At 48.0% G+C, this 14,680-nt stretch carries 22 protein-coding genes and 2 tRNA genes; 3 read left to right on the top strand and 21 right to left on the bottom strand.

The window, feature by feature from the left end:
* Positions 1-11 precede the first annotated feature (11 nt).
* The 18 genes from rpsN to N530_RS0116680 form a co-directional block, all read right to left on the bottom strand.
* The gene (gene rpsN / locus N530_RS0116765) at positions 12-317 is read right to left on the bottom strand and encodes a 30S ribosomal protein S14 (protein WP_026481654.1); all 306 of its coding nucleotides are present in this window, start codon (positions 315-317) and stop codon (positions 12-14) included.
* A 26-nt stretch (positions 318-343) separates the two neighbouring features.
* The gene (gene rplE, locus N530_RS0116760) at positions 344-904 is read right to left on the bottom strand and encodes a 50S ribosomal protein L5 (RefSeq protein WP_026481653.1); all 561 of its coding nucleotides are present in this window, start codon (positions 902-904) and stop codon (positions 344-346) included.
* Positions 897-1,208, bottom strand: a complete 312-nt coding sequence (rplX, locus tag N530_RS0116755) for a 50S ribosomal protein L24 (protein ID WP_026481652.1) — start codon at positions 1,206-1,208, stop codon at positions 897-899. The genes rplE and rplX overlap by 8 nt, the downstream gene beginning before the upstream one ends.
* An 11-nt stretch (positions 1,209-1,219) precedes the next feature.
* A complete protein-coding gene (gene rplN / locus N530_RS0116750; protein WP_026481651.1) occupies positions 1,220-1,588 on the bottom strand; it encodes a 50S ribosomal protein L14 in 369 nt (122 codons plus the stop codon).
* 69 nt (positions 1,589-1,657) lie between these two features.
* The gene (rpsQ, locus tag N530_RS0116745) at positions 1,658-1,888 is read right to left on the bottom strand and encodes a 30S ribosomal protein S17 (RefSeq protein ID WP_026481650.1); all 231 of its coding nucleotides are present in this window, start codon (positions 1,886-1,888) and stop codon (positions 1,658-1,660) included.
* Between the two features lie 12 nt (positions 1,889-1,900).
* Positions 1,901-2,101, bottom strand: a complete 201-nt coding sequence (rpmC, locus tag N530_RS0116740) for a 50S ribosomal protein L29 (RefSeq protein ID WP_026481649.1) — start codon at positions 2,099-2,101, stop codon at positions 1,901-1,903.
* A gap of 11 nt (positions 2,102-2,112) precedes the next feature.
* Complete coding sequence (gene rplP / locus N530_RS0116735) at positions 2,113-2,526, bottom strand: 50S ribosomal protein L16 (protein ID WP_026481648.1); 414 nt, start codon at positions 2,524-2,526, stop codon at positions 2,113-2,115.
* A gap of 25 nt (positions 2,527-2,551) precedes the next feature.
* Positions 2,552-3,262, bottom strand: a complete 711-nt coding sequence (gene rpsC, locus N530_RS0116730; protein ID WP_026481647.1) for a 30S ribosomal protein S3 — start codon at positions 3,260-3,262, stop codon at positions 2,552-2,554.
* Positions 3,262-3,651, bottom strand: a complete 390-nt coding sequence (gene rplV / locus N530_RS0116725; protein ID WP_035267323.1) for a 50S ribosomal protein L22 — start codon at positions 3,649-3,651, stop codon at positions 3,262-3,264. Before rplV ends, rpsC begins: the two co-directional genes overlap by 1 nt.
* Positions 3,652-3,654: 3 nt before the next feature.
* Positions 3,655-3,933 carry a 30S ribosomal protein S19 gene (gene rpsS, locus N530_RS0116720; protein ID WP_026481645.1) on the bottom strand — a complete coding sequence of 93 codons (279 nt, stop codon included), beginning with the start codon at positions 3,931-3,933 and terminating at the stop codon, positions 3,655-3,657.
* Positions 3,934-3,951: 18 nt separating this feature from the next.
* Positions 3,952-4,785 carry a 50S ribosomal protein L2 gene (gene rplB, locus N530_RS0116715; RefSeq protein WP_026481644.1) on the bottom strand — a complete coding sequence of 278 codons (834 nt, stop codon included), beginning with the start codon at positions 4,783-4,785 and terminating at the stop codon, positions 3,952-3,954.
* 20 nt (positions 4,786-4,805) lie between these two features.
* Complete coding sequence (locus tag N530_RS0116710) at positions 4,806-5,099, bottom strand: 50S ribosomal protein L23 (RefSeq protein WP_026481643.1); 294 nt, start codon at positions 5,097-5,099, stop codon at positions 4,806-4,808.
* Positions 5,096-5,713 (bottom strand): 50S ribosomal protein L4, encoded by a 618-nt coding sequence (gene rplD, locus N530_RS0116705; RefSeq protein ID WP_026481642.1) that lies wholly within the window; start codon positions 5,711-5,713, stop codon positions 5,096-5,098. The genes N530_RS0116710 and rplD overlap by 4 nt, the downstream gene beginning before the upstream one ends.
* Entirely contained in the window at positions 5,713-6,417 is a 705-nt protein-coding gene (gene rplC / locus N530_RS0116700; RefSeq protein WP_026481641.1) for a 50S ribosomal protein L3, read from the bottom strand. The genes rplD and rplC overlap by 1 nt, the downstream gene beginning before the upstream one ends.
* A 24-nt stretch (positions 6,418-6,441) precedes the next feature.
* The gene (gene rpsJ / locus N530_RS0116695; protein WP_026481640.1) at positions 6,442-6,750 is read right to left on the bottom strand and encodes a 30S ribosomal protein S10; all 309 of its coding nucleotides are present in this window, start codon (positions 6,748-6,750) and stop codon (positions 6,442-6,444) included.
* 68 nt (positions 6,751-6,818) lie between these two features.
* Positions 6,819-7,994, bottom strand: coding sequence for an elongation factor Tu (tuf, locus tag N530_RS0116690; RefSeq protein WP_026481639.1), 1,176 nt, complete (start codon positions 7,992-7,994; stop codon positions 6,819-6,821).
* Between the two features lie 123 nt (positions 7,995-8,117).
* A tRNA-Gly gene (locus tag N530_RS0116685) sits at positions 8,118-8,191 on the bottom strand.
* A gap of 34 nt (positions 8,192-8,225) precedes the next feature.
* Positions 8,226-8,310, bottom strand: a tRNA-Tyr gene (locus N530_RS0116680).
* A 165-nt stretch (positions 8,311-8,475) separates the two neighbouring features.
* Between N530_RS0116680 and rlmB the strand changes: the two genes are divergently transcribed.
* Positions 8,476-9,333 carry a 23S rRNA (guanosine(2251)-2'-O)-methyltransferase RlmB gene (gene rlmB, locus N530_RS0116675; protein WP_026481638.1) on the top strand — a complete coding sequence of 286 codons (858 nt, stop codon included), beginning with the start codon at positions 8,476-8,478 and terminating at the stop codon, positions 9,331-9,333.
* 144 nt (positions 9,334-9,477) lie between these two features.
* Positions 9,478-10,131: an OmpA family protein gene (locus N530_RS0116670; RefSeq protein WP_026481637.1), complete on the top strand. Its 654-nt coding sequence runs from the start codon at positions 9,478-9,480 to the stop codon at positions 10,129-10,131.
* A gap of 61 nt (positions 10,132-10,192) precedes the next feature.
* Here N530_RS0116670 and N530_RS18475 read toward each other — a convergent pair whose 3' ends face one another.
* Positions 10,193-10,486: a hypothetical protein gene (locus tag N530_RS18475; RefSeq protein WP_051541031.1), complete on the bottom strand. Its 294-nt coding sequence runs from the start codon at positions 10,484-10,486 to the stop codon at positions 10,193-10,195.
* Positions 10,487-10,656: 170 nt separating this feature from the next.
* On the opposite strand from N530_RS18475, the gene N530_RS18470 reads away from it, so the two are divergent.
* Positions 10,657-11,676: an acyltransferase gene (locus N530_RS18470; protein WP_051541030.1), complete on the top strand. Its 1,020-nt coding sequence runs from the start codon at positions 10,657-10,659 to the stop codon at positions 11,674-11,676.
* Positions 11,677-11,694: 18 nt separating this feature from the next.
* Here the strand turns inward: N530_RS18470 and N530_RS18465 are convergent, their stop codons facing one another.
* A complete protein-coding gene (locus N530_RS18465) occupies positions 11,695-12,876 on the bottom strand; it encodes an OpgC family protein (protein ID WP_051541029.1) in 1,182 nt (393 codons plus the stop codon).
* Positions 12,869-14,680 (bottom strand): glucans biosynthesis glucosyltransferase MdoH, encoded by a 1,812-nt coding sequence (gene mdoH / locus N530_RS0116650; protein WP_026481636.1) that lies wholly within the window; start codon positions 14,678-14,680, stop codon positions 12,869-12,871. The genes N530_RS18465 and mdoH overlap by 8 nt, the downstream gene beginning before the upstream one ends.

Raw genomic sequence — 14,680 nt, 5'->3', positions numbered from 1 at the left:
TGAGCCTCCCCTTACCAGCTAGATTTCACGACGCCAGGCACTTTGCCTGTGCTGCCAAGATCGCGAAGCGCGATACGTGACATACGTAGCTTGCGGTAAAAACCGCGTGGACGACCAGATACTTCACAGCGGTTACGAATGCGAATTTTCGCTCCGTTACGCGGCATAGCAGCCAATTTGATGTTCGCTTTGAAGCGCTCTTCAATTGGAAGGTCACGGTTCATAATAATTGCTTTGAGCGCAGCGCGCTTTTCAGCATATTTGTCCACCAATTGACGGCGGCGATTGTTCTTCTCGATTGCGCTAACTTTAGCCATTCGAATACACCTTGTGTTGCTTGCCGTTAGTTTGACGGGAATGGGAAGTTGAAGGCTTTAAGCAAAGCCAATGCTTCCTCATTATTTGTCGCACTCGTACAAACGATAATGTCCATTCCCAAAATGTTATCGACTTTATCGTAGTCGATTTCTGGGAACACGATGTGTTCTTTAAGACCCATGGCAAAATTGCCACGACCATCAAAGCTTTTTGGATTCAGGCCGCGAAAGTCACGTACGCGCGGTAGCGCGATTGTGACCAAACGGTCCATGAATTCATACATACGCTGGCCGCGTAGAGTTACTTTACAGCCAAGCGGCATATCTTCGCGAACTTTAAAGCCAGCAATTGAATTGCGTGCAAAAGTTACTTGCGCTTTTTGACCAGCGATCAAAGACAATTCTTCAGCAGCCTTAGCAGGACGCTTTGAATCGTTCGTTGCTTCACCAATACCCATATTGATAACGATTTTCGTTACCTCAGGAATTTGCATAACGTTCTTATAAGAAAACGTTTCTTGCAATTGGCCACGGATTGCGTCGCGGTACTGAACTTTCAGGCGCGGCTCATAATTAGCTTCAGCCATCAATCAAATCTCCAGAACGTTTTGCGAAACGCACTTTCTTGTCGCCTTCCATACGGAAACCAACGCGAGTCGGTTTGCCATCTTTAGGATCAATAATCGACAAATTCGACAATTGAATTGGCGCTTCTTTTGAAATAATGCCACCTTCGCTCGTCTGCGACTGGCGTGTGTGGCGCTTCACCATATTGATACCTGCAACAAGAGCTTTGCCATCTTTTGGCATTACTTTTGTTACATCGCCTGAACGGCCTTTATCTTTACCGGTGAGTACGACGACTTTGTCGCCTTTACGGATTTTTTGCATCACTCAGTCTCCTACAACACTTCTGGCGCAAGCGAGATGATTTTCATATGCTTTTTACCGCGCAACTCGCGAGGTACTGGGCCGAAAATACGCGTGCCGACTGGTTCTGATTTACCGTCCACTAGAACGGCTGCATTGCCGTCGAAGCGAATTACACTGCCATCTGTGCGGCGGATGTCTTTAGCTGTGCGTACAACAACAGCTTTCATAACATCACCTTTTTTGACGCGTCCACGTGGAATAGCTTCTTTTACTGAGACGACGATAACGTCGCCAACAGAAGCATATCTACGCTTTGAACCGCCAAGCACTTTGATGCACTGAACACGACGGGCGCCTGAATTATCAGCGACGTCGAGGTTTGTTTGCATCTGAATCATGACTGGATGCCTTTGTTTCTCTTTTGCCCGGATTACCGGGAACTAACTAAATTAAACAGGTTACCGAATTTAAGCGGTAACAACTGTCCAACGCTTGCTTTTTGAAATAGGTGCACACTCTTGAATTGAGACCTGCTCCCCAACCTTAACTTGGTTAGATTCGTCATGCGCTTGATAGCGCTTAGACCGTCGAACAGTTTTTTTCAAGAGCGGATGTGCAAATCGACGCTCAACGCGTACGACAACCGTTTTCTCGTTTTTGTCGCTTACAACGACACCTTGCAAAATACGTTTTGGCATTTTGTCGTCCCTTTAAGCTTTTGCTTTGTCGGCCAACTGGCCGGCAATAGTTTTAATACGTGCGATGTCACGGCGAACTTGGCGAACACGATCTGTCTTCTCAAGTTGGTTAGTGGCACCTTGAAAGCGCAGGTTGAACTGCTCTTTTTTCAGTTTTTCGAGTTCTTCTGCCAATTGATCGGCAGTGAGTGCGCGGATATCTGCAGGTTTCATAATAATATTCCCTACTCGCCAATGCGCTGAATGAAGCGTGTCTTCACAGAAAGTTTTGCAGAACCAAGGCGAAGCGCCTCACGTGCCACATCTTCTGGAACACCATCAATTTCAAACATAACACGGCCAGGTTTAACGCGGGCTGCCCAATAATCGACAGAACCCTTACCTTTACCCATACGCACTTCGGTCGGTTTTGAAGTGACCGGTGTGTCTGGGAAAATACGGATCCAAACACGGCCAGCACGTTTCATGTGACGTGTAATCGCGCGGCGAGCCGCTTCGATTTCACGTGCATTCACGCGGTTAGGCTCAAGTGCCTTCAAACCGTAAGCACCAAAGTTCAGGTCCGTACCGCCTTTAGCGACGCCATGGATCTTACCTTTGAACTGTTTGCGGAACTTAGTCCGTTTCGGTTGCAACATTTTCTATTCTCCAATCCAGGACGCGTTAAGCGTTTTCGCGGCGACGGTTGTTACCACCGCCCTGGCTGTCGTTTTCCATAGCGCGACGCTCAGAAGCCATTGGATCATGTTCAAGGATTTCACCTTTAAAGATCCATACTTTGATGCCGATGATGCCGTAAGCTGTTGAAGCTTCTGCAGTACCGTAATCAATATCAGCGCGCAGTGTATGCAACGGCACACGGCCTTCGCGGTACCATTCGATACGAGCAATCTCTGCACCACCAAGGCGACCACCTGAAGTGATTTTGATGCCCTGTGCGCCAAGACGCATTGCTGATTGAACAGCACGTTTCATAGCACGGCGGAATGCAACACGGCGTTCCAACTGCTGCGCAATAGACTGAGCAACAAGCGTTGCATCAACTTCTGGCTTACGCACTTCAACAATGTTGAGGTGTGTTTCAGCGTTAGTCAGTTCAGAAATCTTCTTGCGAAGTTTCTCAATGTCTGCGCCTTTTTTACCGATGATGATACCCGGACGTGCAGAGTGAATTGTCACACGGCACTTCTTGTGCGGACGCTCGATAACGATTTTAGCAACAGCAGCCTGCTTAAGTTCTTTTTCAATGAACTTACGGATTTTCAAGTCTTCATGCAGCAACTGACCATATTCGCCAGTGTTAGCATACCAACGTGAATCCCACGTGCGGTTAATACCAAGACGAAAACCGATTGGGTTAATCTTTTGACCCATTACGCGGCCTCCTCTGTCTCTTCAACTTCACGAACAACAATCGTCAAGTGTGAAAATGGCTTAACAATACGGCTGGCGCGACCACGGCCACGTGCCATAAAACGCTTCATTACGATTGATTTACCGACATAAGCCTCAGCTACCACTAGCGCATCAACATCCAAATCATGGTTGTTTTCAGCGTTCGCAATTGCGGACTCGAGTGTCTTTTTCACTGTACCTGAAATACGCTTGCGCGAGAATTCAAGATCAGCAAGTGCCGCTGATACTTTCTTGCCGCGGATTAGCGCTGCAACAAGGTTCAGCTTCTGAGGGCTAACGCGAATTGTCTTAGTGACTGCGCGTGCCTCATTATCCGCCAAGCGGCGTGGTGCCTTAGGCTTACCCATCGGTTACTTCCTCTTCGCCTTTTTGTCGGCGCCGTGTCCGTAGTAAGTGCGTGATGGCGCAAACTCACCGAACTTGTGGCCAACCATGTCCTCAGAAATGGACACTGGGATGTGCTTTTGACCGTTGTAGACACCGAATGTCAAACCAACGAACTGTGGTAGAACCGTCGAGCGACGGCTCCAAATTTTGATAACGTCGTGACGACCGCTTTCGCGGGCCTTCTCAGCTTTCTTGAGAAGATAGCCGTCTACAAACGGACCTTTCCAAACTGAACGAGCCATGTGGCTATTCCTCTCTATTTACTTCTTACGCGCGTGACGTGAGCGCATGATGAATTGATCAGTCGACTTATTGGAGCGTGTACGCTTACCTTTAGTAGGCTTACCCCAAGGTGTCACTGGGTGACGACCACCTGATGTACGACCCTCACCACCACCATGTGGGTGATCGACAGGGTTCATAACAACACCGCGAACATGCGGACGGCGACCGAGCCAGCGGCTACGACCTGCTTTACCCAAATTGATATTTGAGTGATCTGGGTTAGATACAGCACCAACTGTTGCCATACATGTACCAGAAACAAGACGCTGCTCGCCTGAATTCAGACGAAGGATAGCCATACCGGCATCACGACCAACCAACTGAGCATAAGCACCGGCTGAACGAGCAACCTGAGCGCCCTTGCCTGGCTTAAGTTCAACATTGTGAACAATCGTACCAATAGGCATAGACTTAAGCGGCATCGCATTACCTGGCTTCACGTCTGCACGTTCAGCGGCAATAACCTTATCACCAGCAGTCAAACGCTGCGGAGCCAAGATGTAAGCAAGCTCACCATCATCATATTTGATCAGCGCAATAAAAGCTGTGCGGTTCGGGTCATATTCCAAACGCTCAACTGTACCTTGAACATCAAACTTACGACGTTTGAAATCAATGATACGGTAAGTGCGCTTGTGACCACCACCTTTTTGGTACGCAGTAATGCGGCCCATATTGTTACGTCCACCTGACTTCGAAAGGCCTTGTGTCAAAGCTTTGACAGGCTTGCCCTTATGAAGACCAGAGCGGTCGACAATCACCAACTGACGTTGGCTTGGTGTTGTCGGATTAAATTTCTTCAATGCCATAATCTATTACCCCGTCGCCCTTATAGGCCGGTTGCAACATCGATCGACTGGCCTTCGACCAGTGTCACAATGGCTTTTTTAACATTACTCTGGCGGCCTTGAATGCCGCGGAAGCGCTTAAGTTTGCCCTTACGGATCAAAGTGTTAACTGCTTTAACCTTGACATTAAACAAGGCTTCTACAGCGGCTTTGATTTCCGGTTTTGAAGCATCACGCGCTACATTGAAGACGACCTGATTGTGTTCAGACACAAGTGTCGCTTTCTCTGTAATAGCCGGTGATACGATCACATCATAGTGGCGCAAATCGGTCATTTGAAACGCTCCTCAAGAGCTTCGACAGCCGCTTTCGACAACACAAGAGTGTTGCGACGCAAGATGTCATATACGTTAATGCCCTGGATTGGGAGCACATCAATGTGCGCCAAGTTTGCAGCAGCGTTTTTGAAATTCGCATCGATTGTTTCACCACCGATGAACAATGCGTTTTTCAAACCCAGTGCCTCAAACTGTGCAGCCAGAGACTTGGTTTTGCCATCGCTAATCATGTCATCAAGAACAATAATTGATTCAGACTGAGCTTTAGCTGAAAGCGCATGGCGAAGAGCCAATGCACGAACTTTTTTCGGCAGGTCAATCGCATGGCTGCGAGCAACAGGACCGTGTGCCTTACCACCACCACGAAACTGCGGAGCAGATGCGGCGTGATGACGGGCTTTACCAGTACCTTTTTGGCGGTACAGACGGGCACCTGTGCGAGCAACGTCTGAACGACCTTGCGTAACATGCGTGCCCTGTTGTTTCTTAGCCAATTGGTAAGTGACCATACGCTGAAGAAGATCAGCGCGTGGCTCTAGGCCAAATACAGCGTCAGAAACATTGACCTTGCCGGCAGATTTGCCATCAAGTTTGGTTACTGAAATTTCCATTACTCGGCTCCCTCAGCAGCTGGTGCAGCTGAACCACGGATCGCAGCAGGCATTGGAACATTATCAGGAAGAGCGCCTTTAACAGCGTCTTTGATCAAAATCCATGCGCCCTTTGAGCCAGGAACGGCACCTTTAACGAGGATCAAACCACGATCTTCATCAGTTGATACAATTTCGAGGTTCTGTGTCGTTACACGAGTAGCACCCATGTGACCGGCCATCTTCTTACCTTTGAAGACCTTGCCCGGATCCTGACACATACCTGTCGAACCATGCGAACGGTGCGAAACTGAGTTACCGTGTGTTGCACGGCCGCCACCAAAGTTGTGACGCTTCATAACACCGGCAAAGCCTTTACCTTGTGTTGTGCCTGTGCAGTCAACTTTTTGACCAGCAACAAAGTGGCTCGCAATGATCTCAGCGCCAACATCCAGAAGATTGTCTTCTGATACGCGGAACTCAGCCAAGCGACGCTTTGGCTCAACAGATGCTTTAGCAAAATGGCCGCGCATCGCTTTTGAAACGTTTTTTGGCTTCGCAAAGCCAACGCCGATTTGAACAGCTGTGTAGCCATTTTTGTCGGCAGTACGCTGAGCAACAACCTGACAGTTCTCAACGCGGAGAACTGTTACCGGTGTGTTGACACCCTCATCTGTGTAGATGCGGGTCATACCCAGCTTCTGTGCAATAATACCTGAACGCATTGGTTCGTCCTTCCGATCCCGTGCTTACAGCTTAATCTCGACATCAACACCAGCAGCAAGGTCGAGCTTCATAAGCGCGTCCACTGTTTGTGGTGTTGGGTCAACGATATCGAGCAAACGTTTATGTGTACGCATCTCGAACTGTTCACGGCTTTTCTTGTCGATGTGTGGTGACCGGTTCACGGTGAATTTTTCAATCCGTGTCGGCAGTGGTACAGGACCACGTACACCAGCACCTGTACGTTTAGCAGTCGACACGATTTCACGTGTAGATGCGTCCAGTACGCGGTGGTCAAACGCCTTAAGGCGGATGCGAATATTTTGGCCGTTCATTAACTGGCTCCTCATTCAAGCATCAAGGCGCAGCGTGTGCCGCGCCCGATCTGCTTGATAGTAACGACTTACTTCAGAATTTTAGAAACGATGCCCGCGCCTACTGTGCGGCCACCTTCACGGATAGCAAAGCGCAGACGCTCTTCCATCGCGATCGGGTTGATCAGCTCAACATTCATCTCGGCGTTATCGCCAGGCATAACCATTTCAGTGCCTTCCGGCAGTGTTACTTCGCCCGTTACGTCTGTTGTGCGGAAGTAGAACTGTGGACGGTACTTGTTGAAGAACGGTGTGTGACGACCGCCTTCTTCTTTGGTCAGAATGTAGGCTTCTGCAACAAATGTTGTGTGCGGTGTTACTGAACCTGGCTTAACGAGAACTTGGCCACGTTCAATAGCTTCACGGTCAACACCACGAAGAAGAGCACCGATGTTGTCGCCTGCTTCACCGCGGTCAAGCAGTTTGCGGAACATTTCAACGCCTGTACATGTTGTTTTCTGCGTGTCTTTGATGCCAACGATTTCAAGTTCGTCGCCAACATTAACAATACCGCGTTCAACACGGCCAGTCGCAACTGTACCACGACCTGAGATTGAGAACACATCCTCGATAGGCATCAAGAACGGCTGATCAACAGGACGCTCAGGTGTTGGGATATATTCATCAACAGCAGCCATCAAAGCGCGAATTGCATCTTCGCCGATTTCTTTGTTGCTGTCTTCAAGTGCTGCAAGTGCAGAACCTTTAACAACTGGAAGATCGTCGCCTGGGAAGTCGTATGATGAAAGAAGCTCACGCACTTCCATTTCAACGAGTTCTAGAAGCTCTTCGTCATCAACTTGGTCAACTTTGTTCAAGAAAACAACAAGCGAAGGAACACCAACCTGACGGGCAAGAAGAATGTGTTCGCGTGTCTGTGGCATTGGGCCATCAGCAGCTGAACAAACAAGGATCGCGCCGTCCATCTGCGCAGCACCAGTGATCATGTTTTTCACATAGTCGGCGTGGCCTGGGCAATCAACGTGGGCGTAGTGACGTTTTTCTGTCTCATACTCAACGTGAGCTGTAGAGATCGTAATACCACGTGCACGTTCTTCTGGCGCACCATCAATCTGGTCATACGCACGGAATTCACCGAAATACTTCGTGATCGCCGCTGTTAGTGATGTTTTGCCGTGGTCAACGTGACCAATCGTGCCAATGTTCACGTGCGGCTTATTGCGCTCAAACTTTTCCTTGGCCATGTCAAATCCTATTGTTCGTGGCTCAAACTTTGGGGCAAGCCCCGGCTATCGCCGCGATTTAAGATGTTAGCATCACTTTCGCAAGGGGAAAGTTGAACACGCAAGAATAGAAATCATGAAATATGGAGCGGGTACCGGGAATCGAACCCGGGTATTCAGCTTGGAAGGCTGCTGCTCTACCATTGAGCTATACCCGCGTTAAGCTTGTACTGAAGCGAACTGACACGCCGATGGTGGAGGAGGCTGGATTCGAACCAGCGTACGCTAAGCGAACGGATTTACAGTCCGTCTCCTTTAACCACTCGGACACTCCTCCATCTGGCGGTGTCAAGTCGTTGCAATATGAGGCAACGGGCGCCTTATGAAACCGGTCGACGTCGGTGTCAACACGGAGTTGTGCTCAAAGCAACGAAATTTCATCTTTTTTTGCTAAACAGTGCAAATGTGTGGCGATAAAAAGTAAAGGCACTATAAGGACGCCATGACAGACAGCAAAAACACAAAAACACCAAGAGACACTCATTACGCAAAACTGCGCCGCCAGTTTCGCGATAAAAAGGCTGGTGTTGACCCAAATGACCCTAAAACATTTCGCCCACGCCCGCATCAAGATGCAGGACGCGTGCCGGAAGGCCGAATCTATCTTTACGGCCTACATACCGTTCGCGCAGCCCTGGATAACGAGCAGCGCAACATCCATACGATGTATGCGACAGACAATGCGCTCATACGTCTGGACGTTGAAAGCCCTTCAGATCTGGCTTTTCCTGTTGAAATCGTAACGCCAAAAGTGCTCGACGCTAAGGTGGGCAGCGATGCGGTTCATCAAGGCGTCGTGCTGGAGGCAGATCCCCTCGCCCCCAAACATCTTAATGACCTTGAGCGTTCAGATCTGATTCTTGTACTCGACCAAGTAACCGATCCGCACAATGTCGGTGCCATCATGCGTTCAGCAGTCGCATTAAATGCAGGCGCTTTGATCACAACAAGCAGACACAGCCCTCAAGAATCAGGAACATTAGCCAAATCAGCTTCCGGCGCTTTGGAAATGATTCCGCATATTGAAGTACGAAATCTGGCAAATGCACTGGGTGAGCTCAATAAAATGGGTTTTCAAACCGTTGGACTTGATTCGGAAGGCCCAAATATCCTTGAAGAATCACTTCAGGGTAAAAAGCTGGCCATCGTGCTGGGTGCGGAAGGCAAAGGATTGCGCCAGAAAACGCGCGAAACGGTCTCTACCCTTGCACGACTTGATATGCCCGGCGCCATTAAATCACTCAACGTATCAAATGCAGCCGCATTAGCGCTCTATGTTGCCCGTACAAAACTCAAATAAAGTAACGAAACACAAATATTCGTATCGTAATTTGAACGCATTAAGACTTGATAAGGCAGTATTATACAGCGGTTTCGCATTTTTGCCTTTTTTGGTACTATGCCTAAACTTGAGATTCTTACCCACTGCCACGAGAGGCACATAATGAATAAATCCACGATCCTAACTGCATCTCTAACGGCATTGCTGTTTACGGCTGCATGTACAACTGACCCATTCACTGGACAGCAGCAAATCTCCCGCACGGCAGGTGGCGCAGGTATTGGCGCAGTAGCCGGCGCAGCGCTTGGCACATTGGCTGGCGGCGATGATCGCCGTAATGCGTTGATTGGTGCAGGTATTGGCGCGCTCGCAGGTGGCGGCATTGGTGTCTATATGGACCGCCAACAGGCCGAGCTTCGTGCTCAGCTTCAAGGTACTGGCGTATCGGTAACCCGTGTTGGCAACAACATTGTTTTGAACATGCCGTCGAACATTACATTCGCAACCGATCAAGATTCGATCAATTCTGGCTTCTACCCAACATTGAACTCGGTCGTTCTTGTATTGAAAAAATACAACCAGACACTCATCGACGTTTATGGCCACACAGACTCAACGGGCAATGACGGCTACAACATGGCTCTTTCACAGCGCCGCGCACAATCAGTTGCCAGCTACCTGTCTAGCCAAGGCGTGAACGGCCAACGTTTTGCTGTCCAAGGATTTGGTGAAACACGTCCTATTGCTGACAACAACTCAGATTCAGGCCGTGCACAGAACCGCCGCGTTGAAATTCAACTGGTTCCAATTTCTTAAGAATCGGCAATCTGATAATTATTTTAAAAAGCCGCGCTTTATTGAGTGCGGCTTTTTTGCATCAACTATCTTTTTCAGTATCCAATTCGCCAGCATCACGCGCGCGCATCTCTTCGATATCATCCGCGATAAGTGCCAGATGCTGCTCGATAAGTGATAGGTTCGCGATCAAGCCGCACACTAAAGCAGCGGCAACGAGCCCCGCAACAACACCAAGACCTGCGCCAAATGTAAGGTTCTCACCTGCCCAATACGCTGTTCGATATCCAAAATAGCCACCCATCAAAACAATTATGACACCAATTGCCAGATTGAGTGATTCCAGAACTTCAGCAAGAACCCGTGAAAACCACATCGTAAAATCTCCGTATAATTTACCGTTTGATAGCTAAATTTTAAATCTGCAACAAGCATGTTTAATAGCCGTAGCGATTGCCAGGTTAGCACTTGGTCTCAGTGTTAACCTGTCTAAAGCCTTTAAAGCTTATAAAGGCCAACATAACTAAAATTAGATGCGATTGCTCGATGCAACTACAAGTCCAATATTTACGTGCACTAGCAGCTTTGGCTGTGTTTTATTACCACATTGTCGCAAACCTCAAAGGTAGCGGTAATGATTATGTGCCCGCGATCTATGAAGTTGGTTCAGCAGGCGTTGATTTGTTTTTCGTTATCAGCGGTTACATCATGGCCAAGATAATTTGGGAAAAACCATTCAATGCAAAAAACTTTGTAAACAGTCGCATTTGGCGCATTGTGCCACTTTATTGGAGCGCAACATTGTTTGTGTTTCTTATCGCCGCTGTTGCACCTAGTTTGCTTGGCTCAACGACAGCCGATATCGGGCAACTCATACATTCGTTGTTTTTCATTCCCAACGGTGCAAACCCGCTAAGCAGCACACCAACACTCGTTATTGGTTGGACATTAAATTATGAGATGTTCTTTTACGCACTTATCGTAATCTGCGTTGGATTGTTCCGCGATAAGTCATTGGCTTTAACCGCTGCATTGCTCTGTCTCATTGCGATTATTGGCCAGCTGATCCATTTTAAAAACGGCTATATGCAGTTTTATACAGACCTCATCATATTAGAATTTGCCTTCGGTATCGCTGTTTTTCATATCGTGCGCTTGCAAGGCAAGTCATTGCCGAGCTACCTCGCATACACCATCCTGATCACTAGCCTTGCTATCATGCAATTGATGACGATGGCCGAGATCAATACTCACCGTGTCTTAACTTGGGGACTTCCGGCAGCATTTGCACTTTATGCCGGTTTAAGCGCGCTGAATTTCAACAGTCGACTATTCACAAAATTGGGCGATTGGTCGTATGAAATTTATCTGTTGCATGTGTTCATCATCGCAGGCGGCATGAAATTGATCCTGCCCTATTTAAACGGGATAAATCTTTCTGGCCCAATTAAAGTTACAATATTTGCAGCTATGCTGGCTATTATTGTCATCATTGCATCAGCAATAACAAATAGCGTTTTTGCCTATTTGGTCCCAAGACTTCGCAGCATTTCGATCAAGAGATAACTCTCGTCGCTATCAACGTTATTTTGCACGCACAGCCAGCGCATTTTTTGTGAACGCCACCAAATATAAAACAATAAAACCGCCGCCAATGAGGATTGTATCCAATACGAAATCCACCTTGCCGCCATTTTTGATGACCTGAAACGCAATATCCAACACCGTTCCAGTCGCAAAAACAGCAAGGCCATATTGACCAAAAAGAACAATAGGCGCTGCAAACTTAGTTTTGCACATCGCGCTGACTTGCGGGATAACTGAAATCACATAGGCAAGCGATAAGATATGCAAAAGCCTTGGCAGTGAAAGAAACGTCTTATCAAAGCTTGTGATCCAAAATGGAAATCCGAGCTGATTTAAATCTCTAAGAGTATTATTGCCGAGCTTCGACAACACGGTCCATTCTTTCCAAACAAGTGACATCAACAAATAAGCGCTGCAAATTATAACCAGCGGCCAGTTGAACGGAATAAAGCGTTTGCCGTCTCGCAAATGAAGTCCGGTCAACAATCCCAACACAAACAGCAACTGCCAGCAAAGTGGGTTGAAAAACCAGCCACCCTCATTGGGATAGGCAGGCAAATTAATCCGAAAATGTGCGCTTAACGCCCAGCCAGCGAGGGAAAGGAGCGCCAAGAAATAAGGATGTTTGCGTCCGATTAAAATGAAAAACGGCGTACCAAGAAGCAGAACCATATACATCGGCAAAATATTGACATAGCCCATTTGGTGCCCAAGCGACACAAATCCCACAATCGTTTTTAAAGGCGTGCCCCAGAGCGCTTTCAGATTATTCTTGAACAGTGGGTCGGTTATGCCAAACAGAACAGCTCCTGCTGCAACAATGCCAATCGCCAGAACGGTGATAACAAGATGCGTTTGGTAGAGTTGCCACGCCCTACCCCACACTTTTGCAAAAGCACGCCAAAGCGATACCCGCGCAAACACAGCACCATAGGCAATACCAGCGGCCATACCGGACATGAGAACAAAACCTTCTGCAGAATCGGAAAATCCAAAATTCCGGTTGGTGAAGATTTCATAGAAATTATTCGGCAAGTGATTGATAAAGATCATGCACAGCGCGAGACCACGAAAAAAATCAAGCCTAAGATCACGCTTGGTCTTTGTGTTTGCAACAATACCCGCTTCAGTACCGATGTTAGATTTTGCGGCCGACGTTAAATTCGAAGAGTTAGGCAAGCACTTTACCCTTACTAGAATCATCCATAGGCTTGGCCTCATCAGAATTTATATCAATAAGCCCCGTTTTTTCCCAAGCTGCCATAATGCGGTTATGCGTGACAACGATTGAGGGCAATTCAGATTCTGTAGGAACGTGAAATGTTGGCGATGCGAAACTTTGCCCCGTTTTCCAAATCACAAAAGGGGCACATACAAGCGGAATGCCGACAGGGCTTAACCACCAGATCAAGGATGGCGCAAAATAATGGACAGCGACGAACAGCCCTATACCAATAAGTGAAATCCAATAACTTGCATCATAGGCTTCGCGCATCGTTATTGCTTGTTGATCGCGGCTGGTTGCAGGCCAGCCACCATCAATACCGGATAGGACCTGAAATACGGATCGCGTCTGATAGGCAAGCATAATTGGCGCATTGAAACTCGATGTTAAAAGCTCGACAAAGGTTGACCAAGAAGCACTAACACCGCCGCCAAAATACTCAGCACGTCCTTCGCGCACAGCACCAAAAACGATAAGCACTTTCGGCAAAACAAGAAGACCGACAATGCCAAAGGCCAAAGCAAGCGCATTATTTGTATAGTCACTCGGTATGACAGGGAAGAACAATGTTTCAGGCGGGAAATAATCAATTTTAGGCTGCGTTGCAGTTGCCTGAATATTGGCAATAAGAAACGCGACCCATAAAACAGGCGCGATATAACTCATTATGCCTTGTATAAAGACAAACCGGCTCCACGCTTTTAATCTTGGCGCACCTACAAGAGCTGCATGCTGCAAATTGCCTTGGCACCAACGGCGATCTCGCTTGGCATATTCAATCATATTTTCAGGTCCTTCTTCATAAGAACCTTCAAGATCGCAGTCTAGCCGCACCCGCCATCCGGCACGCGCAAGAAGTGCTGCTTCAACATAGTCATGGCTTAAAATGGTTCCACCAAAAGGCGCTTTACCTGGCAGTTCCGGCAAACCACATGAATTTGCGAACGCAGTAATACGAACCATCGCATTATGCCCCCAAAACGGGCCTTCGTCCCCTTGCAGCGTTTCTTGGCCACGCGCAAAGATTGGCGAAAAGAAGCTGGCTGAAAACTGCATTGCACGGCCAAAAAATGACTTTGCATTGATGATTTTGGGCAGTGTTTGCAACAGGCCAAGCTCTGGATCAGCCTGCATGCGGCGCACCATTTCAACAATCGTGTTAGCGTCCATCAAACTGTCGGCATCAAGAATGAGAGCAAAGTCATAGGCCGCGCCAGAGCGTTCGATAAAGTCTTTCACATTGCCGGCTTTACGGCCTTTGTTTTGCAAGCGCCGACGGTAAAAAATACGCCCTGCAGCATCGCGCGTTTTAATCAGCTTTGCGAACCAAAGCTTCTCCAATTCGCCGACCTCGTCATTGGTCGTGTCGGACAAAATAGCAAAATGAAACCTATCAAGAAGCCCTGTCTCAGCCAGTGCCGTATCCATAGCCGCAACACGGGCAAAAGATGTGGCAGGGTCTTCATTATAGACAGGCATCAAAATGACGGTCTTGCTGTTTATTGGCTCATCAGAAAATGAAACTGGTTTTGCTGCCAAAGAGCGAACAAGACCAACCATGCCAAGCACAGCGCCCCAACAGAGCCAAATTGTCGTTAAAAAGACTAAAAAAGACAGCACTAAATCGATCAAGCGCAAGCCGTCTGCTGCACTAAATTGCAGCAGAAGAAACGCAGCAATTGCGCCCGACATGATACTGATCGATGCCGCAACAAAACGGAATTTACGAGTTGTTGCGCGCGAATAATGCGCTGCCAT

Source organism: Ahrensia sp. 13_GOM-1096m (assembly GCF_000620605.1).
GTDB classification, from domain to species: Bacteria; Pseudomonadota; Alphaproteobacteria; order Rhizobiales; family Rhizobiaceae; genus Ahrensia; species Ahrensia kielensis.
The sequence above is the reverse complement of the archived record's forward strand: the minus strand, read 5'-3'. Positions and strand labels throughout refer to the sequence as shown.

Coding starts and splice junctions, on each gene's coding strand:
- rpsN (WP_026481654.1), bottom strand. CDS start 317: ATGGCTAAAGTTAGCGCAATCGAGAAGAACAATCGCCGCCGTCAATTG.
- rplE (WP_026481653.1), bottom strand. CDS start 904: ATGGCTGAAGCTAATTATGAGCCGCGCCTGAAAGTTCAGTACCGCGAC.
- rplX (WP_026481652.1), bottom strand. CDS start 1,208: ATGCAAAAAATCCGTAAAGGCGACAAAGTCGTCGTACTCACCGGTAAA.
- rplN (WP_026481651.1), bottom strand. CDS start 1,588: ATGATTCAGATGCAAACAAACCTCGACGTCGCTGATAATTCAGGCGCC.
- rpsQ (WP_026481650.1), bottom strand. CDS start 1,888: ATGCCAAAACGTATTTTGCAAGGTGTCGTTGTAAGCGACAAAAACGAG.
- rpmC (WP_026481649.1), bottom strand. CDS start 2,101: ATGAAACCTGCAGATATCCGCGCACTCACTGCCGATCAATTGGCAGAA.
- rplP (WP_026481648.1), bottom strand. CDS start 2,526: ATGTTGCAACCGAAACGGACTAAGTTCCGCAAACAGTTCAAAGGTAAG.
- rpsC (WP_026481647.1), bottom strand. CDS start 3,262: ATGGGTCAAAAGATTAACCCAATCGGTTTTCGTCTTGGTATTAACCGC.
- rplV (WP_035267323.1), bottom strand. CDS start 3,651: ATGGGTAAGCCTAAGGCACCACGCCGCTTGGCGGATAATGAGGCACGC.
- rpsS (WP_026481645.1), bottom strand. CDS start 3,933: ATGGCTCGTTCAGTTTGGAAAGGTCCGTTTGTAGACGGCTATCTTCTC.
- rplB (WP_026481644.1), bottom strand. CDS start 4,785: ATGGCATTGAAGAAATTTAATCCGACAACACCAAGCCAACGTCAGTTG.
- N530_RS0116710 (WP_026481643.1), bottom strand. CDS start 5,099: ATGACCGATTTGCGCCACTATGATGTGATCGTATCACCGGCTATTACA.
- rplD (WP_026481642.1), bottom strand. CDS start 5,713: ATGGAAATTTCAGTAACCAAACTTGATGGCAAATCTGCCGGCAAGGTC.
- rplC (WP_026481641.1), bottom strand. CDS start 6,417: ATGCGTTCAGGTATTATTGCACAGAAGCTGGGTATGACCCGCATCTAC.
- rpsJ (WP_026481640.1), bottom strand. CDS start 6,750: ATGAACGGCCAAAATATTCGCATCCGCCTTAAGGCGTTTGACCACCGC.
- tuf (WP_026481639.1), bottom strand. CDS start 7,994: ATGGCCAAGGAAAAGTTTGAGCGCAATAAGCCGCACGTGAACATTGGC.
- rlmB (WP_026481638.1), top strand. CDS start 8,476: ATGACAGACAGCAAAAACACAAAAACACCAAGAGACACTCATTACGCA.
- N530_RS0116670 (WP_026481637.1), top strand. CDS start 9,478: ATGAATAAATCCACGATCCTAACTGCATCTCTAACGGCATTGCTGTTT.
- N530_RS18475 (WP_051541031.1), bottom strand. CDS start 10,486: ATGTGGTTTTCACGGGTTCTTGCTGAAGTTCTGGAATCACTCAATCTG.
- N530_RS18470 (WP_051541030.1), top strand. CDS start 10,657: ATGCAACTACAAGTCCAATATTTACGTGCACTAGCAGCTTTGGCTGTG.
- mdoH (WP_026481636.1), bottom strand. CDS start 14,680: ATGGCAGCGCATTATTCGCGCGCAACAACTCGTAAATTCCGTTTTGTT.